We start from the raw sequence: 18,320 nt of genomic DNA, 5'->3' as shown, positions 1-18,320 counted from the left end.
CACGGCGGCCCCGCGGGGGCGCTACGCCGTGCGCAACCGCGCAAAGGACGTATCCAGCCCCCGCTTCAACACTCGCGCCACAGGCCGCTCCACGAGCCGGTGGACCAGCCAGCTCAGCACGAGAAATCCGGCGATCACGCCGGCAACCAGCAGCCGGGGATCCATCGTGCCGCGAAGCTCCCCGATCAGCGTCGTACCGGCCACGTAGTGGATCAGGTACAGCGGATACGTCAGGCTCCCCGCCGTGACCAGCCACTTCCACCGCACGCGATCCGTCGCACCGAGCGCGATCGCGACCATGACGAGCAGGAACACGGTGTAGATCGCCATGCTCCCCCGCCAGCCGGAGACATGCTCGGTGTTGTCGATCCTCAGACCCAGCTGCCGCTGTCCCATCAGCCACGCCATCCCGAGGATCCCCCACAGCAGCAGGTCCTGGCCGAAGCGGTGCATGAGGTAGAGGCCGAGACCGGCGATGAAGAACCAGGCGCCTTCAGGGTTGGCGGCCAGCGTCAGGAGGTGGAAGTCCGCGACCGGCGCGAGCATCGCGGCCGCGCCCCACACACAGCAGAAGATCACGACCTTGCGGTACGTCAGCCCGGTGGCGACGACGACCATGAAGAGCAGATAGAAGCGCAGCTCCGACCAGAGCGTCCAGTACACGCCGTCGACGCTCGCCACACCCGAACCCGACTGCAGCATGGTGAAGTTGAGCAGGATGTCCCGCAGCCTCAGCCGGTTCCAGACCCCCGGCGCCACGACCAGCACGGCCGTGGTGAAGACGATCCCGAACCAGTACGCCGGGTACAGGCGGATCACCCGGGAGACGAAGAACTCCCGCGGGGTGCGCCCCCAGCAGGACATGCAGATCACGAAGCCGCTGATCACGAAGAAGATCTCGACGCCGATCCAGCCGTAGGCGGCGAAGTGGAAGACGGCCGGCATGGTGTCGGAGACCGGCCGGCCCCAGACGGCGTTGTCCGGCTGGTCGACGCGCCAGCTGCCGGCGTAGTGGTGCACGGCCACCATCAGGGCGGCGACGAGACGGATGCCGTCGATGGCGTACAGGCGAGGGCGCTCGCGGCGGAGCGGGGCCGGCTGACGGCGTACCTGCGCCGTCCGCAACTGCCGCGTCGGCCGGTCGACCATCGTGGACATCAACGACCATCCCTGTGTCTGCCTGTTCCGACCCCTCACGCTAGGGGGTCACCACCGCCCCGCAGTGAGCAGACAGGAACATTCGGGGCATCCGAAACGCGGAGTTGGTCCAAGCCTCGATGGGTCGTCCCGCAAGGTTCGCCGAGACTTCACCGTGCGAGCGTCGGCCCTCCCGGCGCGGGAGGGGCGCGGGGCAAGCGAAAGGGCCCGTACGACCGAAGTCGTACGGGCCCCTTCAGGAGCTCGCGCTGGAGCTACCAGGTCAGATCAGCAGACTTACTTGTTGATCTTGGTGACCTGGCCGGCGCCGACCGTCCGGCCACCCTCACGGATGGCGAACTTCAGGCCCTCTTCCATGGCGACGGGCTGGATGAGCTCCACCTTCATCTCGGTGTTGTCACCCGGCATGACCATCTCGGTGCCCTCGGGGAGGGTCACGACGCCGGTCACGTCCGTCGTACGGAAGTAGAACTGCGGACGGTAGTTGTTGAAGAACGGCGTGTGGCGGCCACCCTCGTCCTTGGACAGGATGTAGGCCTGGGCCTCGAACTCGGTGTGCGGGGTGACCGAACCGGGCTTGATGATGACCTGGCCGCGCTCGACGTCCTCGCGCTTGATGCCACGGAGGAGCAGACCGACGTTCTCACCGGCCTGGCCCTCGTCGAGCAGCTTGCGGAACATCTCGATGCCGGTGACCGTGGTGGTGGTCTTCTCCTGCTTGATGCCCACGATGTCGACGGTCTCGTTGACCTTGAGGACACCACGCTCGATACGGCCGGTGACGACCGTACCGCGACCGGTGATCGTGAAGACGTCCTCGATCGGCATCAGGAACGGCTTGTCGACGTCACGCTCGGGCTGCGGGATGTTCTCGTCGACGGCCTTCATCAGGTCGAGGACGGTCTGGCCCCACTCCTTGTCGCCCTCAAGGGCCTTGAGCGCCGAGACCTTGACGACCGGCAGGTCGTCGCCCGGGAACTCGTACTCGGAGAGCAGCTCGCGAACCTCGAGCTCGACGAGCTCCAGGATCTCCTCGTCGTCCACCATGTCGGCCTTGTTCAGGGCGACGACGATGTACGGAACGCCGACCTGGCGGGCCAGGAGCACGTGCTCCTTGGTCTGCGGCATCGGGCCGTCGGTGGCGGCGACCACGAGGATGGCACCGTCCATCTGGGCAGCACCGGTGATCATGTTCTTGATGTAGTCGGCGTGACCCGGGCAGTCGACGTGCGCGTAGTGACGCGTCTCCGTCTGGTACTCGACGTGCGCGATGGAGATCGTGATACCGCGCTGGCGCTCCTCGGGAGCCTTGTCGATCTGGTCGAACGCCGAGGCCTCGTTCAGGTCCGGGTACGCGTCGTGCAGCACCTTGGTAATGGCGGCCGTGAGGGTCGTCTTACCGTGGTCGATGTGACCGATGGTGCCGATGTTGACGTGCGGCTTAGTCCGCTCGAACTTCGCCTTCGCCACTGGGGTCCTCCTGTGGAGTGGTTCTGGTACGCCTTACTTCATCGGCGCCAGGTGATCTTTGCTGTTAGTGCCCGGGCCCCGGGACACCACTCGCAAACGGTGACGAATGCGGGTGAATGCCCCGGCAGGCTCCGGAGTCAAGCCTAAGGCGTGTGAACGCAGAGCGTTAACGCAGTGGGTTACTCGCCCTTGGCCTTCGCGATGATCTCCTCGGCGACGTTCCGCGGAACCTCGGCGTAGGAGTCGAACTGCATCGAGTAGCTCGCGCGACCCGACGTCTTGCTGCGGAGGTCTCCGACGTAGCCGAACATCTCCGAGAGGGGCACGAGGCCCTTCACGACGCGGGCACCGGCCCGCTCCTCCATGGCCTGGATCTGACCACGGCGGGAGTTGATGTCGCCGATGACCTCACCCATGTAGTCCTCGGGCGTGGTGACCTCGACGGCCATCATCGGCTCGAGCAGCACGGGGCTGGCCTTCCGCGCGGCCTCCTTGAACGCCTGCGAACCGGCGATCTTGAAGGCGAGCTCGGAGGAGTCGACCTCGTGGTAGCCACCGTCGATGAGCGTGACGCGGACGCCCGTCATCTCGTAGCCCGCGAGGATGCCGAACTGCATGGCCTCCTGCGCACCGGCGTCCACCGAAGGGATGTACTCCTTCGGGATACGGCCACCGGTGACCTTGTTCACGAACTCGTACGAGGCGTCGCCGCCCTCGATGGGCTCGATCGCGATCTGCACCTTGGCGAACTGACCGGTACCACCGGTCTGCTTCTTGTGGGTGTAGTCCACGCGCTCGACGGCCTTGCGGATCGTCTCGCGGTAGGCGACCTGCGGCTTGCCGACGTTGGCCTCGACCTTGAACTCACGGCGCATACGGTCGACCAGCACCTCGAGGTGCAGCTCGCCCATGCCACCGATGATGGTCTGGCCGGTCTCCTCGTCCGAGTGGACCTGGAAGGACGGGTCCTCCTCGGCCAGGCGCTGGATCGCGATGCCCAGCTTCTCCTGGTCGCCCTTCGACTTGGGCTCGATGGCGACCTGGATGACCGGCGCCGGGAAGTCCATGGACTCCAGGATCACCGGGGCCTTGTCGTCGCACAGCGTCTCACCGGTCGTGGTCTGCTTCAGACCCATCACGGCGACGATGTCGCCGGCGCCCACCGACTCGATCTCCTCACGCTTGTTCGCGTGCATACGGTAGATCTTGCCGATGCGCTCCTTGCGGCCCTTGACGGAGTTCAGCACGGCCGTGCCGGACTCCAGGCGGCCGGAGTACACCCGGACGAAGGTGAGCTTGCCGAGGTGCGGGTCGCTCATGATCTTGAACGCCAGCGCGGACAGCGGCTCGTCGTCGGACGGCTTGCGCTTGACGACCGTCTCCGCGTCCTTGACGTCGTGACCCTCGATGGCCTCGATGTCGACGGGAGAGGGCAGGTAGCGCACGACCGCGTCGAGCAGGGGCTGGACGCCCTTGTTCTTGAACGCGGTACCGCAGAACACCGGGGTGACCGTGGTGTCCTTGGACTTGCCGGACGCGATGGTGATACGACGGATCGCGGCGTACAGCTGCTCCACGGAAGGCTCCTCGCCCTCCAGGTACAGCTCCATGATCTCTTCGTCGTTCTCGGCGACGGCCTCGACCAGCTTGCCGCGGTACTCCTCGGCAGCCTCGGTGTGCGTGGCCGGGATGTCGACGATGTCGTACATCTCGCCCTTGGTGGCCTCGGCGGACCACACGAACGCCTTCATCGTCACGAGGTCGACGACGCCCTTGAAGTCGGCCTCGGCGCCGATCGGGAGCTGCATCACGATCGGCTGAGCGCCCAGGCGGTCAGAGATCATGTCGACGCACCGGTGGAACTCGGCACCGGTCCGGTCGAGCTTGTTGACGAAGCAGATGCGGGGGACGCCGTAGCGGTCCGCCTGACGCCACACCGTCTCGGACTGGGGCTCCACGCCGGCGACGCCGTCGAACACCGTCACGGCACCGTCGAGCACGCGCAGCGAACGCTCCACCTCGACGGTGAAGTCGACGTGGCCCGGCGTGTCGATGATGTTGATGGTGTGGTCGACGTCTTCCAGCGGCCAGTGACAGGTGGTGGCAGCAGAGGTGATCGTGATGCCACGCTCCTGCTCCTGCTCCATCCAGTCCATGGTGGCAGCGCCGTCGTGGACCTCACCGATCTTGTACGACACACCGGTGTAGAACAGGATCCGCTCGGTGGTGGTCGTCTTGCCCGCGTCGATGTGGGCCATGATCCCGATGTTGCGGACCTTGGCCAGGTCAAGTGAAGTGGTAGCCATAAGGCTTCGGTCTTCTCTCGGTCTCGATGTGGGTAGCGACTACCAGCGGTAGTGCGCGAAGGCCTTGTTGGACTCGGCCATCTTGTGCGTGTCCTCGCGCTTCTTGACGGCCGCACCGAGGCCGTTCGAAGCGTCGAGAAGCTCGTTGAGCAGACGCTCGGTCATGGTCTTCTCGCGACGGGCGCGGGAGTAACCGACCAGCCAGCGCAGGGCGAGCGTGTTCGCACGACCCGGCTTGACCTCGATCGGGACCTGGTAGGTCGCGCCACCGACACGGCGGGACTTGACCTCGAGGGTCGGCTTGATGTTCTCCAGCGCGCGCTTCAGCGTGATGACCGGGTCGTTGCCCGTCTTCTCACGCAGACCTTCCATGGCGCCGTAGACGATGCGCTCGGCGGTGGAGCGCTTGCCGTTCAGCAGCACCTTGTTGATGAGCGACGTCACCAGAGGGGAACCGTAGACCGGGTCGATGATGACCGGGCGCTTCGGGGCGGGGCCCTTACGAGGCATTTCTACTTCTCCTTCTTGGCGCCGTAGCGGGAACGGGCCTGCTTGCGGTTCTTGACACCCTGGGTGTCGAGGGAGCCACGGATGATCTTGTAGCGAACACCCGGCAGGTCCTTCACACGGCCGCCGCGCACGAGCACGATGGAGTGCTCCTGCAGGTTGTGTCCCTCACCCGGAATGTAAGCGGTGACCTCGATCCCGCTGGTCAGACGCACACGCGCGACCTTACGCAGGGCCGAGTTCGGCTTCTTCGGGGTGGTCGTGAACACACGCGTGCAGACGCCACGACGCTGAGGGGAACCCTCGAGTGCGGGCGTCTTGTTCTTCTCGACCTTGTCCTGCCGGCCCTTACGGACCAGCTGCTGGATCGTAGGCACTACTTCTCCGGTTTCTGTGTGCCGATAGGTACAGCTAACCTGAAACGTCGCCGACCCACGCGGTCGGGTGTGTCGAATCCGGCAGACTCCCGCCGCCAGGCGGAAAGGGCGCAGATTACGGTGGCCAATGACGGCTCGCTATGCGGTTGAAGGCACGCACGAGAGCCAGGGCACACCCCAGGCACAAGGTCTGAGCGTACCTACCTCATACGCTGTGGTCAAAACAAATGGGCCGCGCCCGCATCGCCATGCGAAGCCTGTCAAGACCCTACGCCGTACATGATCTTCGAATTCACGTTCCAGACACGTCGATGAGCTACGTCCCCGCAGCTCACCCGCGTCATGCGGAGGCCAGGGCCGCCGCGATGAGAATCGTGATGATCAGCGCCCATCCGGCGACCGATATCCAGCCCAGGACCAGACCGGTCATCGCCATGCCCTCGCCGCGCTCACCGCTGCGCTGCATTTCGCTGCGGGCGGAGTGACCGAGGATGACCGCGGGGATGCCGGTGAGCCCGGCGGTGAAGAACGTGAGGATCCCGCAGACCATGGAGCCGACCGCCTTGCCGTTCGCCGGCGGCGGAACCGGCAGAAAGGTCGCCGGCACGGGCGGAGCGGCCTGAGCGACCGGCACCGGGCCCTGCGGCAGATCGGCGACCAGTAGGGCCAGCTCCCCCACCGTACGGGCCGCGTACGCCCGCGCCACCCGCCGGTCGAACTCCCCCTTCTCCAGCCGCCCCTCTCCGTACCCCGCCCGGAGCACGTCCACGGCCCGCTCCCGGTCGGCGTGGGAGGCGAGCATGGACGGGGCGGAGTGCCCCTGCCAGGTCTGACCGAAGCCCTGAACCGGCGGCGAGGCCCCCTGCCACGCCTGCGGCAGGCCGCGCTGTCCCTGCTGCGGGGTCCGCTGCCAGGGCCGCGGGGGGACGTCCTGCCCCGACTGCGGGACGTCCTGCGCCCGCTGCGAGTCCCCCTGCCCCGACTGCCAGGGCTGCCACGACGGATTGGACACGAGTACCTCCCCGAACCCCCGAGTCCCTCCATGATGCGCCGAAAGAGGATTTCCGGCACAGCCCGCCGCACGGCCCGAACGCCGACGGCAACCACCGGGCCGTGTCTGCGGTCGCCGGAACGCCGAAGGGCGGTCACCCGAAACGGGGTGACCGCCCTTCAACTCAAGCTGCTCGCTTACTGGTTGTACGGACCGTAGTCGTAGTCCTCCAGCGGGACGGCCTGGCCGGAGCCGGTGCCGAACGGCGAGTAGTCGATGTCGTCGTAGCCGACGGCCGAGTACATCGCGGCCTTGGCCTCCTCGGTCGGCTCGACCCGGATGTTGCGGTAGCGGGACAGGCCCGTACCGGCCGGGATGAGCTTACCGATGATGACGTTCTCCTTGAGGCCGATGAGGCTGTCGGACTTGGCGTTGATCGCCGCATCCGTCAGGACTCGGGTCGTCTCCTGGAAGGAGGCGGCCGACAGCCAGGATTCCGTCGCCAGCGAGGCCTTGGTGATACCCATCAGCTGCGGACGACCGGAGGCCGGGTGACCGCCCTCCTGGACCACACGACGGTTCTCGGTCTCGAACTTCGAGCGCTCGACCAGCTCGCCGGGCAGCAGCTCGGCGTCGCCGGACTCGATGATCGTCACACGGCGCAGCATCTGCCGGATGATGATCTCGATGTGCTTGTCGTGGATCGACACACCCTGCGAGTTGTAGACCTTCTGGACCTCGCCGACCAGGTGGACCTGGACGGCACGCTGGCCCAGGATGCGCAGCACGTCGTGCGGGTTGGTGGCACCCACGGTGAGCTTCTGGCCCACCTCGACGTGCTCGCCCTCGCTGACCAGGAGCCGGGCACGCTTCGAGATCGGGAACGCCGTCTCGTCGCTGCCGTCGTCCGGGGTGACGACGATCTTCTTGGTCTTCTCGGTCTCCTCGATCCGGACGCGGCCGTTGGCCTCGGAGATCGGGGCGACACCCTTCGGCGTACGGGCTTCGAAGAGCTCGACGACACGGGGCAGACCCTGGGTGATGTCGTCACCGGCCACACCACCGGTGTGGAAGGTACGCATCGTCAGCTGGGTGCCGGGCTCACCGATGGACTGGGCGGCGATGATGCCGACCGCCTCACCGATGTCGACCAGCTTGCCGGTGGCCAGCGAGCGGCCGTAGCACATGGCGCAGGTGCCGACCTGGGACTCGCAGGTCAGGATCGAGCGGGTCTTGACCTCCTCGACACCGTGGTGCACCAGCTGGTCGATGAGCACGTCGCCCAGGTCCACGTTGGCCGGCGCGATCACCTTGCCGTCGATGACGACGTCCTCGGCGAGCATGCGGGCGTAGACGCTGGTCTCGACGTCGTCCGTCTTGCGCAGCACACCGTCGGCGCCGCGCGTGGCGATCTTCAGCTTCAGACCGCGCTCGGTGCCGCAGTCCTCCTCGCGGATGATGACGTCCTGCGAGACGTCCACCAGACGACGGGTCAGGTAACCCGAGTCGGCGGTACGCAGAGCGGTGTCCGCCAGACCCTTACGGGCACCGTGCGTGGAGATGAAGTACTCCAGCACGGACAGACCCTCACGGAAGGACGCCTTGATCGGACGCGGGATCGTCTCGTTCTTCGCGTTCGACACCAGACCACGCATACCGGCGATCTGACGCATCTGCATCATGTTTCCTCGGGCACCCGAGTCAACCATCATGAAGATGGGGTTCGTCTTCGGGAAGTTCGCGTTCATCGCCTCGGCGACCTCGTTGGTCGCCTTGGTCCAGATCGCGATGAGCTCCTGAGTGCGCTCTTCCTTGGTGATCAGACCGCGCTCGTACTGCTTCTGGACCTTCTCGTCCTGCGCCTCGTAGCCCTTGACGATCTCCTTCTTCGCCTCGGGAACGACGACGTCGGAGATGGCCACGGTGACACCGGAACGGGTCGCCCAGTAGAAGCCGGCCGCCTTCAGGTTGTCGAGCGTCGCCGCCACGATGACCTTGGGGTAGCGCTCGGCCAGGTCGTTGACGATCTCGGAGAGCTGCTTCTTGCCCACCGAGTAGTCGACGAACGGGTAGTCCTCGGGCAGCAGCTCGTTGAAGAGCGCGCGGCCCAGGGTGGTGCGCAGCCGGAAGGTGTCACCGGTCTGGTACTCCGGCTCGCCCTCCTCGATGGCCGGCGGGGTCCAGCCGCGCGGCGGGATGGTGCCCACCGGGAAGCGGATGTCGACCGCGGACTGCAGCGCGAGCTCACCGGCGTCGAACGCCATGATCGCCTCGGCCGTGGAGCCGAAGGACCGGCCCTCGCCCTTGGTGTCACGCAGCTCGCCGTCGGTGGTGAGGAAGAACAGACCGAGGACCATGTCCTGGGTCGGCATCGTCACCGGACGACCGTCGGCGGGCTTGAGGATGTTGTTCGAGGACAGCATCAGGATGCGGGCCTCGGCCTGCGCCTCCGCGGACAGCGGAAGGTGTACGGCCATCTGGTCGCCGTCGAAGTCCGCGTTGAACGCGGTGCAGACGAGCGGGTGGATCTGGATGGCCTTGCCCTCGACCAGCTGCGGCTCGAAGGCCTGGATGCCGAGGCGGTGCAGGGTGGGTGCACGGTTCAGCAGCACCGGGTGCTCGGCGATGACCTCTTCGAGGACGTCGTACACGACGGTGCGGCCGCGCTCCACCATGCGCTTGGCGCTCTTGATGTTCTGCGCGTGGTTCAGGTCGACCAGGCGCTTCATCACGAACGGCTTGAAGAGCTCCAGCGCCATCGCCTTCGGCAGACCGCACTGGTGCAGCTTCAGCTGCGGACCGACGACGATCACGGAACGCGCCGAGTAGTCGACACGCTTGCCGAGCAGGTTCTGACGGAAACGGCCCTGCTTGCCCTTCAGCATGTCGCTGAGGGACTTCAGGGGGCGGTTGCCGGGGCCCGTGACCGGGCGACCACGACGGCCGTTGTCGAACAGCGCGTCGACGGCCTCCTGGAGCATGCGTTTCTCGTTGTTCACGATGATCTCGGGCGCACCGAGGTCGAGAAGGCGCTTCAGGCGGTTGTTGCGGTTGATCACACGGCGGTACAGGTCGTTCAGGTCGGAGGTCGCGAAGCGGCCACCGTCCAGCTGCACCATCGGGCGGAGGTCCGGCGGGATGACCGGGACGCAGTCCAGGACCATGCCCTTGGGGCTGTTGGAGGTCTGCAGGAACGCGGACACCACCTTCAGCCGCTTCAGCGCACGGGTCTTCTTCTGGCCCTTGCCGGTGCGGATGATCTCGCGGAGACGCTCGGCCTCCTCGTCGAGGTCGAAGGACTCCAGGCGCTTCTGCAGCGCCGCGGCACCCATCGAACCGTCGAAGTACGTGCCGAAGCGGTCACGCAGCTCGCGGTAGAGGAGCTCGTCGCCCTCCAGGTCCTGGACCTTGAGGTTCTTGAACCGGGTCCACACCTCGTCGAGACGGTCGATCTCGCGCTGCGCACGGTCACGCAGCTGCTTCATCTCACGCTCGGCGCCCTCGCGCACCTTGCGGCGAACGTCGGCCTTGGCGCCCTCGGCCTCCAGCTCGGCCAGGTCGCTTTCCAGCTTCTTGGCGCGGGCCTCCAGGTCGGCGTCCCGGCGGTTCTCGACCTGCTGACGCTCCACGGAGACGTGCGCCTCCAGGGAGGGCAGGTCGCGGGTGCGGCGCTCCTCGTCGACGTACGTGATCATGTACGCCGCGAAGTAGATGACCTTCTCCAGGTCCTTCGGGGCGAGGTCGAGCAGGTAGCCCAGCCGCGACGGAACGCCCTTGAAGTACCAGATGTGAGTGACGGGAGCGGCCAGCTCGATGTGGCCCATCCGCTCACGGCGCACCTTGGCGCGAGTGACCTCGACGCCGCAGCGCTCACAGATGATGCCCTTGAAGCGGACGCGCTTGTACTTGCCGCAGTAGCACTCCCAGTCCCGGGTCGGACCGAAGATCTTCTCGCAGAAGAGTCCGTCCTTTTCGGGCTTGAGGGTGCGGTAGTTGATGGTCTCGGGCTTCTTGACCTCGCCGTGGCTCCACTGACGGATGTCGTCAGCGGTGGCCAGACCGATCCGGAGCTCATCGAAGAAGTTGACGTCGAGCACTATGCGTCAATCCCTCTCAGGGTTGTAAGTCTTGGGGTCTGAAACGGGGGTCCAGGGGCCGGCCGGAGGTTCCTCACCAGGTCCTCCGGCCGGACTCCCGTCAGACCTCTTCGACGCTGCTCGGCTCGCGCCGGGACAGGTCGATGCCGAGCTCTTCCGCAGCGCGGAAGACGTCCTCGTCGGTGTCGCGCATCTCGATGGACATGCCGTCCGAGGACAGCACCTCCACGTTGAGGCACAGGGACTGCATCTCCTTGATGAGCACCTTGAAGGACTCGGGGATGCCGGGCTCGGGGATGTTCTCGCCCTTGACGATGGCCTCGTAGACCTTCACGCGGCCGGTGACGTCGTCGGACTTGATGGTCAGCAGCTCCTGGAGGGCGTAGGCGGCGCCGTATGCCTCCAGCGCCCACACCTCCATCTCGCCGAACCGCTGGCCACCGAACTGGGCCTTACCACCCAGCGGCTGCTGGGTGATCATCGAGTACGGGCCGGTCGAACGCGCGTGCAGCTTGTCGTCGACCAGGTGGTGCAGCTTCAGGATGTACATGTAGCCGACCGAGATCGGCTCCGGGAACGGCTCACCGCTACGGCCGTCGAACAGCCGCGCCTTGCCGGACGGGAGCACCATGCGCTCGCCGTCGCGGTTCGGGATGGTGTGGTTCAGCAGGCCCGCGAGCTCGTCCTCGCGCGCACCGTCGAAGACGGGGGTCGCGACGTTCGTGCCCGGGGCGACCTGGTCGGCGCCGATGACCTGCAGGCGCTGCGCCCAGTCGTCGGCGAGACCGGAGACGTCCCAGCCGCGGCTGGCGAGCCAGCCGAGGTGGATCTCCAGCACCTGTCCCGGGTTCATTCGGGACGGCACACCCAGCGGGTTGAGGATGATGTCGACCGGAGTTCCGTCCTCGAGGAACGGCATGTCCTCGATGGGCAGGATCTTCGAGATGACACCCTTGTTGCCGTGACGGCCGGCGAGCTTGTCACCATCGGTGATCTTGCGCTTCTGCGCCACGTACACGCGCACCAGCTGGTTCACACCGGGGGGAAGCTCGTCGCCCTCCTCGCGGTCGAAGACGCGGACGCCGATGACCTTGCCGGTCTCGCCGTGCGGCACCTTCAGCGAGGTGTCACGGACCTCACGGGCCTTCTCACCGAAGATCGCGCGCAGCAGGCGCTCCTCGGGGGTCAGCTCGGTCTCACCCTTGGGGGTCACCTTGCCGACGAGGATGTCGCCGGCGATGACCTCGGCACCGATACGGATGATGCCGCGCTCGTCGAGGTCGGCGAGGACCTCCTCGGAGACGTTCGGGATATCCCGGGTGATCTCCTCGGGGCCGAGCTTGGTGTCACGGGCGTCGACCTCGTGCTCCTCGATGTGGATCGAGGAGAGGACGTCGTCCTGCACGAGGCGCTGCGACAGGATGATCGCGTCCTCGTAGTTGTGACCCTCCCACGGCATGAACGCCACAAGCAGGTTCTTGCCCAGCGCCATCTCGCCGTTCTCGGTGGCCGCGCCGTCGGCGAGGACCTGGCCCTCGATGACGCGGTCGCCCTCGTCGATGATGACCTTCTGGTTGACCGAGGTGCCCTGGTTGGACCGGGCGAACTTGGCCAGGCGGTACGTGATGTACGTGCCGTCGTCGTTGGCGGTGGTGATGTAGTCCGCGGAGACCTCCTGGACCACACCCGCCTTCTCGGCCTTGACCACGTCACCGGCGTCGACGGCGGAGCGGTACTCCATGCCGGTGCCGACGAGCGGGGCCTCGCTCTTGATGAGAGGCACGGCCTGACGCATCATGTTCGCGCCCATCAGGGCACGGTTGGCGTCGTCGTGCTCCAGGAACGGGATCATGGCGGTCGCGACCGACACCATCTGGCGCGGCGAGACGTCCATGTAGTCCACGTCGTCACCGGGGACGTAGTCGACCTCGCCGCCACGGCGGCGGACCAGGACGCGGTTCTCGGTGAAGCGCATGCCGTCGTCGAGCGTGGCGTTGGCCTGCGCGATGACGAAGCGGTCCTCTTCGTCGGCGGTCAGGTAGTCGACCTCGTCGGAGACGACACCGTCGACGACCTTGCGGTACGGCGTCTCCACGAAACCGAACGCGTTGACGCGGCCGTAGGAGGCGAGCGAACCGATCAGACCGATGTTCGGGCCTTCGGGCGTCTCGATCGGGCACATGCGGCCGTAGTGGGACGGGTGCACGTCACGGACCTCGAAGCCGGCCCGCTCACGGGAGAGACCACCCGGGCCAAGAGCCGACAGACGGCGCTTGTGGGTGAGACCCGACAGCGGGTTGTTCTGGTCCATGAACTGCGACAGCTGGCTGGTGCCGAAGAACTCCTTGATGGAGGCGACGACCGGCCGGATGTTGATCAGGGTCTGCGGCGTGATCGCCTCGACGTCCTGGGTCGTCATGCGCTCACGGACGACTCGCTCCATACGCGCCAGACCCGTACGGACCTGGTTCTGGATGAGCTCGCCGACGCTGCGCAGACGACGGTTGCCGAAGTGGTCGATGTCGTCGGTCTCGACGACGATGTTCGTACCGCTGTCGCCGACCGTCTCAGTCTCGCCCGCGTGCAGCTTCACGAGGTACTTGATCGTCGAGATGACGTCCTCGACGGTCAGGATGCCCGCGTCCAGCGGCGCCTCCGCGCCCAGCTTCTTGTTGACCTTGTAGCGGCCGACCTTGGCGAGGTCGTAACGCTTCGGGTTGAAGTACAGGTTCTCAAGAAGCGTCTGCGCGGCCTCACGCGTGGGGGGCTCGCCCGGACGCAGCTTGCGGTAGATGTCGAGCAGCGCGTCGTCCTGGCCCTGGGTGTGGTCCTTCTCCAGGGTGGCGCGCATCGACTCGTACTCGCCGAACTCCTCCAGGATCTGCTCGGTCGTCCAACCGAGAGCCTTGAGCAGAACGGTCACGGACTGCTTGCGCTTGCGGTCGATACGGACACCGACCATGTCGCGCTTGTCGATCTCCATCTCCAGCCAGGCACCCCGGGACGGGATGATCTTGGCAGAGAAGACGTCCTTGTCGGACGTCTTGTCGATGGAGGAGTCGAAGTAGACACCCGGCGAGCGGACGAGCTGCGACACCACGACACGCTCGGTGCCGTTGATGACGAAGGTGCCCTTGTGGGTCATGAGCGGGAAGTCGCCCATGAAGACCGTCTGGGACTTGATCTCGCCGGTCTCGTTGTTGGTGAACTCGGCCGTCACGAAGAGCGGGGCCGCGTACGTGAAGTCGCGGTCCTTGCACTCGTCGATGCTGTTCTTAGGGGGCTCGAAACGGTGGTCGCGGAACGTCAGCGACATCGACCCGGAGAAGTCCTCGATCGGAGAGATCTCCTCGAAGATCTCCTCCAGACCGGACTTGGTGGGGACGTCCTGACCGGACTCGAGAGCCGCCTCGACCCGACTCTGCCAGGCGGTGTTCCCGAGCAGCCAGTCAAAGCTCTCGGTCTGCAGCGCGAGCAGGTTGGGAACCTCGAGGGGCTCCTTGATCTTTGCAAAGGAGATGCGCAGCGGGGCGGTGCTGGCACCGTTGTTCGTATTCGCGGTCGAGGCAGTGCGCGAGGCGGCCAAGAGGGGGTCCTTCCGAGGGCTCGGACTCACTACGCGCGTACCGGTCCCTCTCCCACACACAGAGACAGGATTCCCTGATTCGGCCGAAAGGCCAGGTCAGGGACTTCTGATCGTCGGTGCTCAAGTGAGGGCATGCCCCTGGTGACGGGCAGGGGACAGCTAACAGGCAGCGCAAAGGGTCAGTGTAGCCACTCGGCACACTGATGTCCAGCCCCGATTTCTGAGACCCTCGTTGTCCTCAACACCTGCAGCAAGCCCACGCCCTCAATGCACGTTGATACTGCCCTCTTCGTCGCCGATCCATGCCTCGGATTCGGATCCTTGTGACGACGCGTCCTGAGAATTGCGCGCTGCGTGCGGTTCGTCAAGGCCCCCATGGCCCAAACCACATACCACCTGGGGTGCTTGGAGCCACGACGAAGATCACCATACTCCGCACACCCGCGGGTGCAAGGCAGCCACCACCGGCACCCAGGAACGCCGAAGAGCGACCACCCGGATGGATGATCGCTCTTCGGTGCGTCAGCGTTACAGCCCTCTGTGAGGAGCCGTGTCAGCTAGCAAGGGAGTCCTGCGGGACTCCGTGGGGTCACTTGACCTCGACGGAGGCGCCGGCGCCCTTGAGGGACTCGGCGGCCTTCTCGGCGGCGTCCTTGGCGACCTTCTCGAGAACGGGCTTCGGGGCGCCGTCCACGAGGTCCTTGGCCTCCTTGAGGCCCAGCGAGGTCAGCTCACGCACGACCTTGATGACCTGGATCTTCTTGTCGCCGGCGCCGGTGAGGATGACGTCGAACTCGTCCTTCTCCTCGGCAGCCTCGGCCGGGGCGGCCGGGCCGGCCGGGCCGGCGACGGCGACCGCAGCGGCGGCGGTGACGTCGAACTTCTCCTCGAACGCCTTCACGAACTCGGAGAGCTGGATGAGGGTCATCGTCTCGAACTCGGCGAGCAGTTCGTCCTGGGTGAGAGCCACGATGGCTTTCCTTCCACTAATTTCGGCTGGTGCCGGATGTACATGTCTGGCGGGCGTACGTTCGGCCCGCTGTGACCGTCGCCTCAGGCGGCGGTCAATGCGCGAGCCGAATTACTCGGCACCGCCCTGCTCGTCCTGCTTGGCGCGAAGCGCGTCCACCGTGCGGACGAGCTTCGACGGGAGCGCCTGGAAGAGCTGAGCAGTCTGCGTCTGCTTGCCCTTCATGGCGCCCGCCAGCTTGGCGAGCAGAACCTCGCGGGACTCGAGGTCCGCGAGCTTCTTGATCTCGTCGGCGGACAGCGCCTTGCCGTCAAGGACACCGCCCTTGATGACGAGGTTCGGGTTGTCCTTGGCGAAGTCACGAAGACCCTTCGCCGACGTCACCGGGTCACCGGTGATGAAGGCGACCGCCGTCGGACCGTTGAACAGGTCGTCGAGCGTGGAGATCCCGGCCTCGTTGGCCGCAATCTTGGTCAGCGTGTTCTTCACCACGGCGTACTGGGCGTCTTCACCGAGCGAACGACGCAGCGTCTTGAGCTGCGCCACGGTGAGACCCCGGTACTCGGTCAGCACGGCGGCGTTCGAGCTACGGAACTGCTCCGTGAGCTCGGCCACCGCGGCAGCCTTGTCGGGCCTTGCCATGAGCGTCGGCCTCCTTCCGGGTGATGACGACCGCTCGGAAGGGGCTGGGACAAACGAAACGCCCCGGCGCAGGCGCACGGGGCGTAGCTCGACCTGAATTCCCCAGTGGGGCGTTCCGGGAGCACTTCCACAGTCACCTGCGCGGGTCGTCCGCGGTTCAGCGGATCCTTCGGCCACCGCGCCCTCCAGGAGCGCACGGCAACGACCAGCGGTCTTTGGCTTCTTCAGGAGAGTACGGGACCGGAGGGCCGTCAAGCAAATCCGTCCGGACGGCTCAGCTCTGGGCGCCCTTCATCATCTCGGCGAGGTCGGCGGTGTCCTTGGCGGGCGGGGCCGTGACCGTCACCGGCTTGTTGATGTCGAGGAAGACGATCGTCACGTCGAGCGGCCCCTTGTCGGCCTTGCCGCGCATCCGGAACTGCTTGGTGTGGTTGTCCCCGTCGATCCACATGTCCATGGTGAACGAGTCGACGCCCAGCTTCTCGTACTGCTCCAGAGCCTTCTCGCGCTGCTCCCGTACGGTCTTGTTCTTGTCCTTGAGTGAGGCCTTGAGGTCGTCGACGGTGACCGTGCCCTCGTAGTGGGTGGTCCTCACACCGCCGACGGTCTCGGTGCCGACCTTCTTCACGTCCTTGGAGCCGGTGAGGAAGGTGGAGTTGGCGGCCGGGTTCTGGTCGGCCTGGCCGCCCCCCAGCTGATCCGTCGCCAGCCCCTTGCCGGCGCCGAGCTTGGACATGTCGAACTTGATCCAGCTCTTGCCGTTCATCTCCTTGGCCAGGGAGGCGTTCCCGCCGATGTACATGGCCTTGCCGACGAGGCGGATCTCGACCGGGCCTTGGGTGGCCTGGTCCCGGGCCGTCATCTTCATGCTCATGGCCAGCGGCTTGATGCTCATCGCCGCCTCGGCGGAGATCCGGCCGGCCCCCGGGACCTTGCCCGTCATCCGGTAGTGCAGGGACTTGATGTCCTCGCTGTTCTTCGCCGCCTTGGCGACGGCCGCCGCCGGTGTCATCGCGGGCGACTGGGCGGAGTCGCTCTTCTGACAGCCGACCGCTCCCCCGGCGAGCAGCAGGGCGGCGAGCCCGGCGCCCGTCGCTCTGCGGCGCGCTGCATCACGTACAGAAGTTCCCATTGATTCCCCCCAAGGAATGCATGGCCGATACACAGTAAGGAGGCGAGCCTAACCTCAGGAGGCTGCGCGAGTCTTCCGTATTCCCCCGGACATCGGGAGCCCCGACTGCCTCAGGAACTGCTGCCGGACCCGCTCGCGGTGTCGCTGCTGCCCGGAGTCATGCCCTGCTTCTTCAGCAGCTGCCTGAAGTCCTCGGTGTCGCTCGCCGCGGGCCTGGTGGCGGAGACCTTCACGCCGTAGTCGCTGTAGTACGCGGTCTGGGTGTACTCGCCGGCCGACATCCGGCCCTTCTCGATCTTCTTGACCAGGAGATCCTGGTCGTTGACCCAGATGTCGACGGACTCCGTGCTGACGCCGGCCTGGGTGAGCTGCTTCTTCAGGCCGGCGAGCTGGCTCGCGGTGAGGCTGGAGTTCTTGCCGGCGAGGTCGGCGATGTCCACCGTGCCCGCGTAGTGCGTGGTGTGCACGCCGCGCACCTGCTCGGTGCCGACCTTCTTGACGTCCCCGGAGGCCAGCAGGAGCTTCACCGACTGGTTGGGCGTCGTGTTCTGCATCTGGTCCTTGAGGTAGACGCCGGAGCTGCCGCCGAGGGCGGCGAGGTCGTCGTAGCCGTACCGGATCCAGTGCTTGCCGCCCGCCTGCTCGGCGAACTTCTCGCCCATCTTCGCGTAGTAGGCGTCGGGTAGATAGCGAGCCTCCATCGACGTGGTGCCGAGCCGGCGCATGGTGTCCGCCATGGTTCCGCCGGTGTACGTGATGGTCAGGTTGCCGGTGAGGCCGTCCGCCCAGCCCAGGGCTCCGTCGGCCTTCATGGACATCAGGGAGCCCGTGGTGGTCGTGGACTCGACCTTGGCGGAGTCGGCGCCGTCGGTGGACTTCTCGGCGGTGCGCAGGGCCGCTATGGGGCTGACGTGCGTCGCGCCCTTGCCGGAGGCCCCGTCGCCCTTGCCGGAGGAGCCCGAGGAGCCGCAGGCGGCCGCCCCCGACAGCGCGGTCACCGCTGCGATCGACAGGCCCACCCGGCGCACGGTCGTGCTCTTCATTGGTCCCCCACCCCTCTGCGACAGCTGTACCCGCACGCTAA

At 66.3% G+C, this 18,320-nt stretch carries 12 protein-coding genes; all 12 read right to left on the bottom strand.

Features of this window, described 5'->3' with window-relative positions:
• Nucleotides 1-21: 21 nt before the first annotated feature.
• On the bottom strand, nucleotides 22-1,158 hold the full coding sequence (locus tag LJ657_RS21680; RefSeq protein WP_232650413.1) for an acyltransferase family protein: 1,137 nt from the start codon (nucleotides 1,156-1,158) through the stop codon (nucleotides 22-24).
• Nucleotides 1,159-1,434: 276 nt separating this feature from the next.
• Nucleotides 1,435-2,628, bottom strand: a complete 1,194-nt coding sequence (gene tuf / locus LJ657_RS21675) for an elongation factor Tu (protein WP_062706810.1) — start codon at nucleotides 2,626-2,628, stop codon at nucleotides 1,435-1,437.
• 179 nt (nucleotides 2,629-2,807) lie between these two features.
• Nucleotides 2,808-4,934: an elongation factor G gene (fusA, locus tag LJ657_RS21670; protein WP_232650412.1), complete on the bottom strand. Its 2,127-nt coding sequence runs from the start codon at nucleotides 4,932-4,934 to the stop codon at nucleotides 2,808-2,810.
• A 39-nt stretch (nucleotides 4,935-4,973) separates the two neighbouring features.
• A complete protein-coding gene (gene rpsG, locus LJ657_RS21665) occupies nucleotides 4,974-5,444 on the bottom strand; it encodes a 30S ribosomal protein S7 (protein ID WP_003974303.1) in 471 nt (156 codons plus the stop codon).
• A 2-nt stretch (nucleotides 5,445-5,446) separates the two neighbouring features.
• The gene (gene rpsL, locus LJ657_RS21660; protein ID WP_003948652.1) at nucleotides 5,447-5,818 is read right to left on the bottom strand and encodes a 30S ribosomal protein S12; all 372 of its coding nucleotides are present in this window, start codon (nucleotides 5,816-5,818) and stop codon (nucleotides 5,447-5,449) included.
• 340 nt (nucleotides 5,819-6,158) lie between these two features.
• Nucleotides 6,159-6,620, bottom strand: a complete 462-nt coding sequence (locus LJ657_RS21655) for a DUF1707 and DUF4190 domain-containing protein (RefSeq protein WP_232650488.1) — start codon at nucleotides 6,618-6,620, stop codon at nucleotides 6,159-6,161.
• Between the two features lie 386 nt (nucleotides 6,621-7,006).
• Nucleotides 7,007-10,906: a DNA-directed RNA polymerase subunit beta' gene (locus LJ657_RS21650; protein WP_232650411.1), complete on the bottom strand. Its 3,900-nt coding sequence runs from the start codon at nucleotides 10,904-10,906 to the stop codon at nucleotides 7,007-7,009.
• A 100-nt stretch (nucleotides 10,907-11,006) separates the two neighbouring features.
• On the bottom strand, nucleotides 11,007-14,492 hold the full coding sequence (rpoB, locus tag LJ657_RS21645) for a DNA-directed RNA polymerase subunit beta (protein WP_232650410.1): 3,486 nt from the start codon (nucleotides 14,490-14,492) through the stop codon (nucleotides 11,007-11,009).
• A gap of 589 nt (nucleotides 14,493-15,081) precedes the next feature.
• A complete protein-coding gene (rplL, locus tag LJ657_RS21640) occupies nucleotides 15,082-15,465 on the bottom strand; it encodes a 50S ribosomal protein L7/L12 (protein WP_232650487.1) in 384 nt (127 codons plus the stop codon).
• Nucleotides 15,466-15,573: 108 nt separating this feature from the next.
• On the bottom strand, nucleotides 15,574-16,104 hold the full coding sequence (rplJ, locus tag LJ657_RS21635; RefSeq protein ID WP_232650409.1) for a 50S ribosomal protein L10: 531 nt from the start codon (nucleotides 16,102-16,104) through the stop codon (nucleotides 15,574-15,576).
• 274 nt (nucleotides 16,105-16,378) lie between these two features.
• Nucleotides 16,379-17,236, bottom strand: coding sequence for an SCO4651 family lipoprotein (locus LJ657_RS21630; protein ID WP_232650408.1), 858 nt, complete (start codon nucleotides 17,234-17,236; stop codon nucleotides 16,379-16,381).
• A gap of 110 nt (nucleotides 17,237-17,346) precedes the next feature.
• The gene (locus LJ657_RS21625) at nucleotides 17,347-18,279 is read right to left on the bottom strand and encodes an SCO4651 family lipoprotein (protein ID WP_232650407.1); all 933 of its coding nucleotides are present in this window, start codon (nucleotides 18,277-18,279) and stop codon (nucleotides 17,347-17,349) included.
• Nucleotides 18,280-18,320: the final 41 nt, after the last annotated feature.

This window comes from Streptomyces guryensis (assembly GCF_021261325.1).
Classification (GTDB): domain Bacteria; phylum Actinomycetota; class Actinomycetes; order Streptomycetales; family Streptomycetaceae; genus Streptomyces; species Streptomyces guryensis.
Note: the sequence above shows the minus strand (reverse complement) of the source record. Positions and strands in the feature narration are given on the sequence as shown.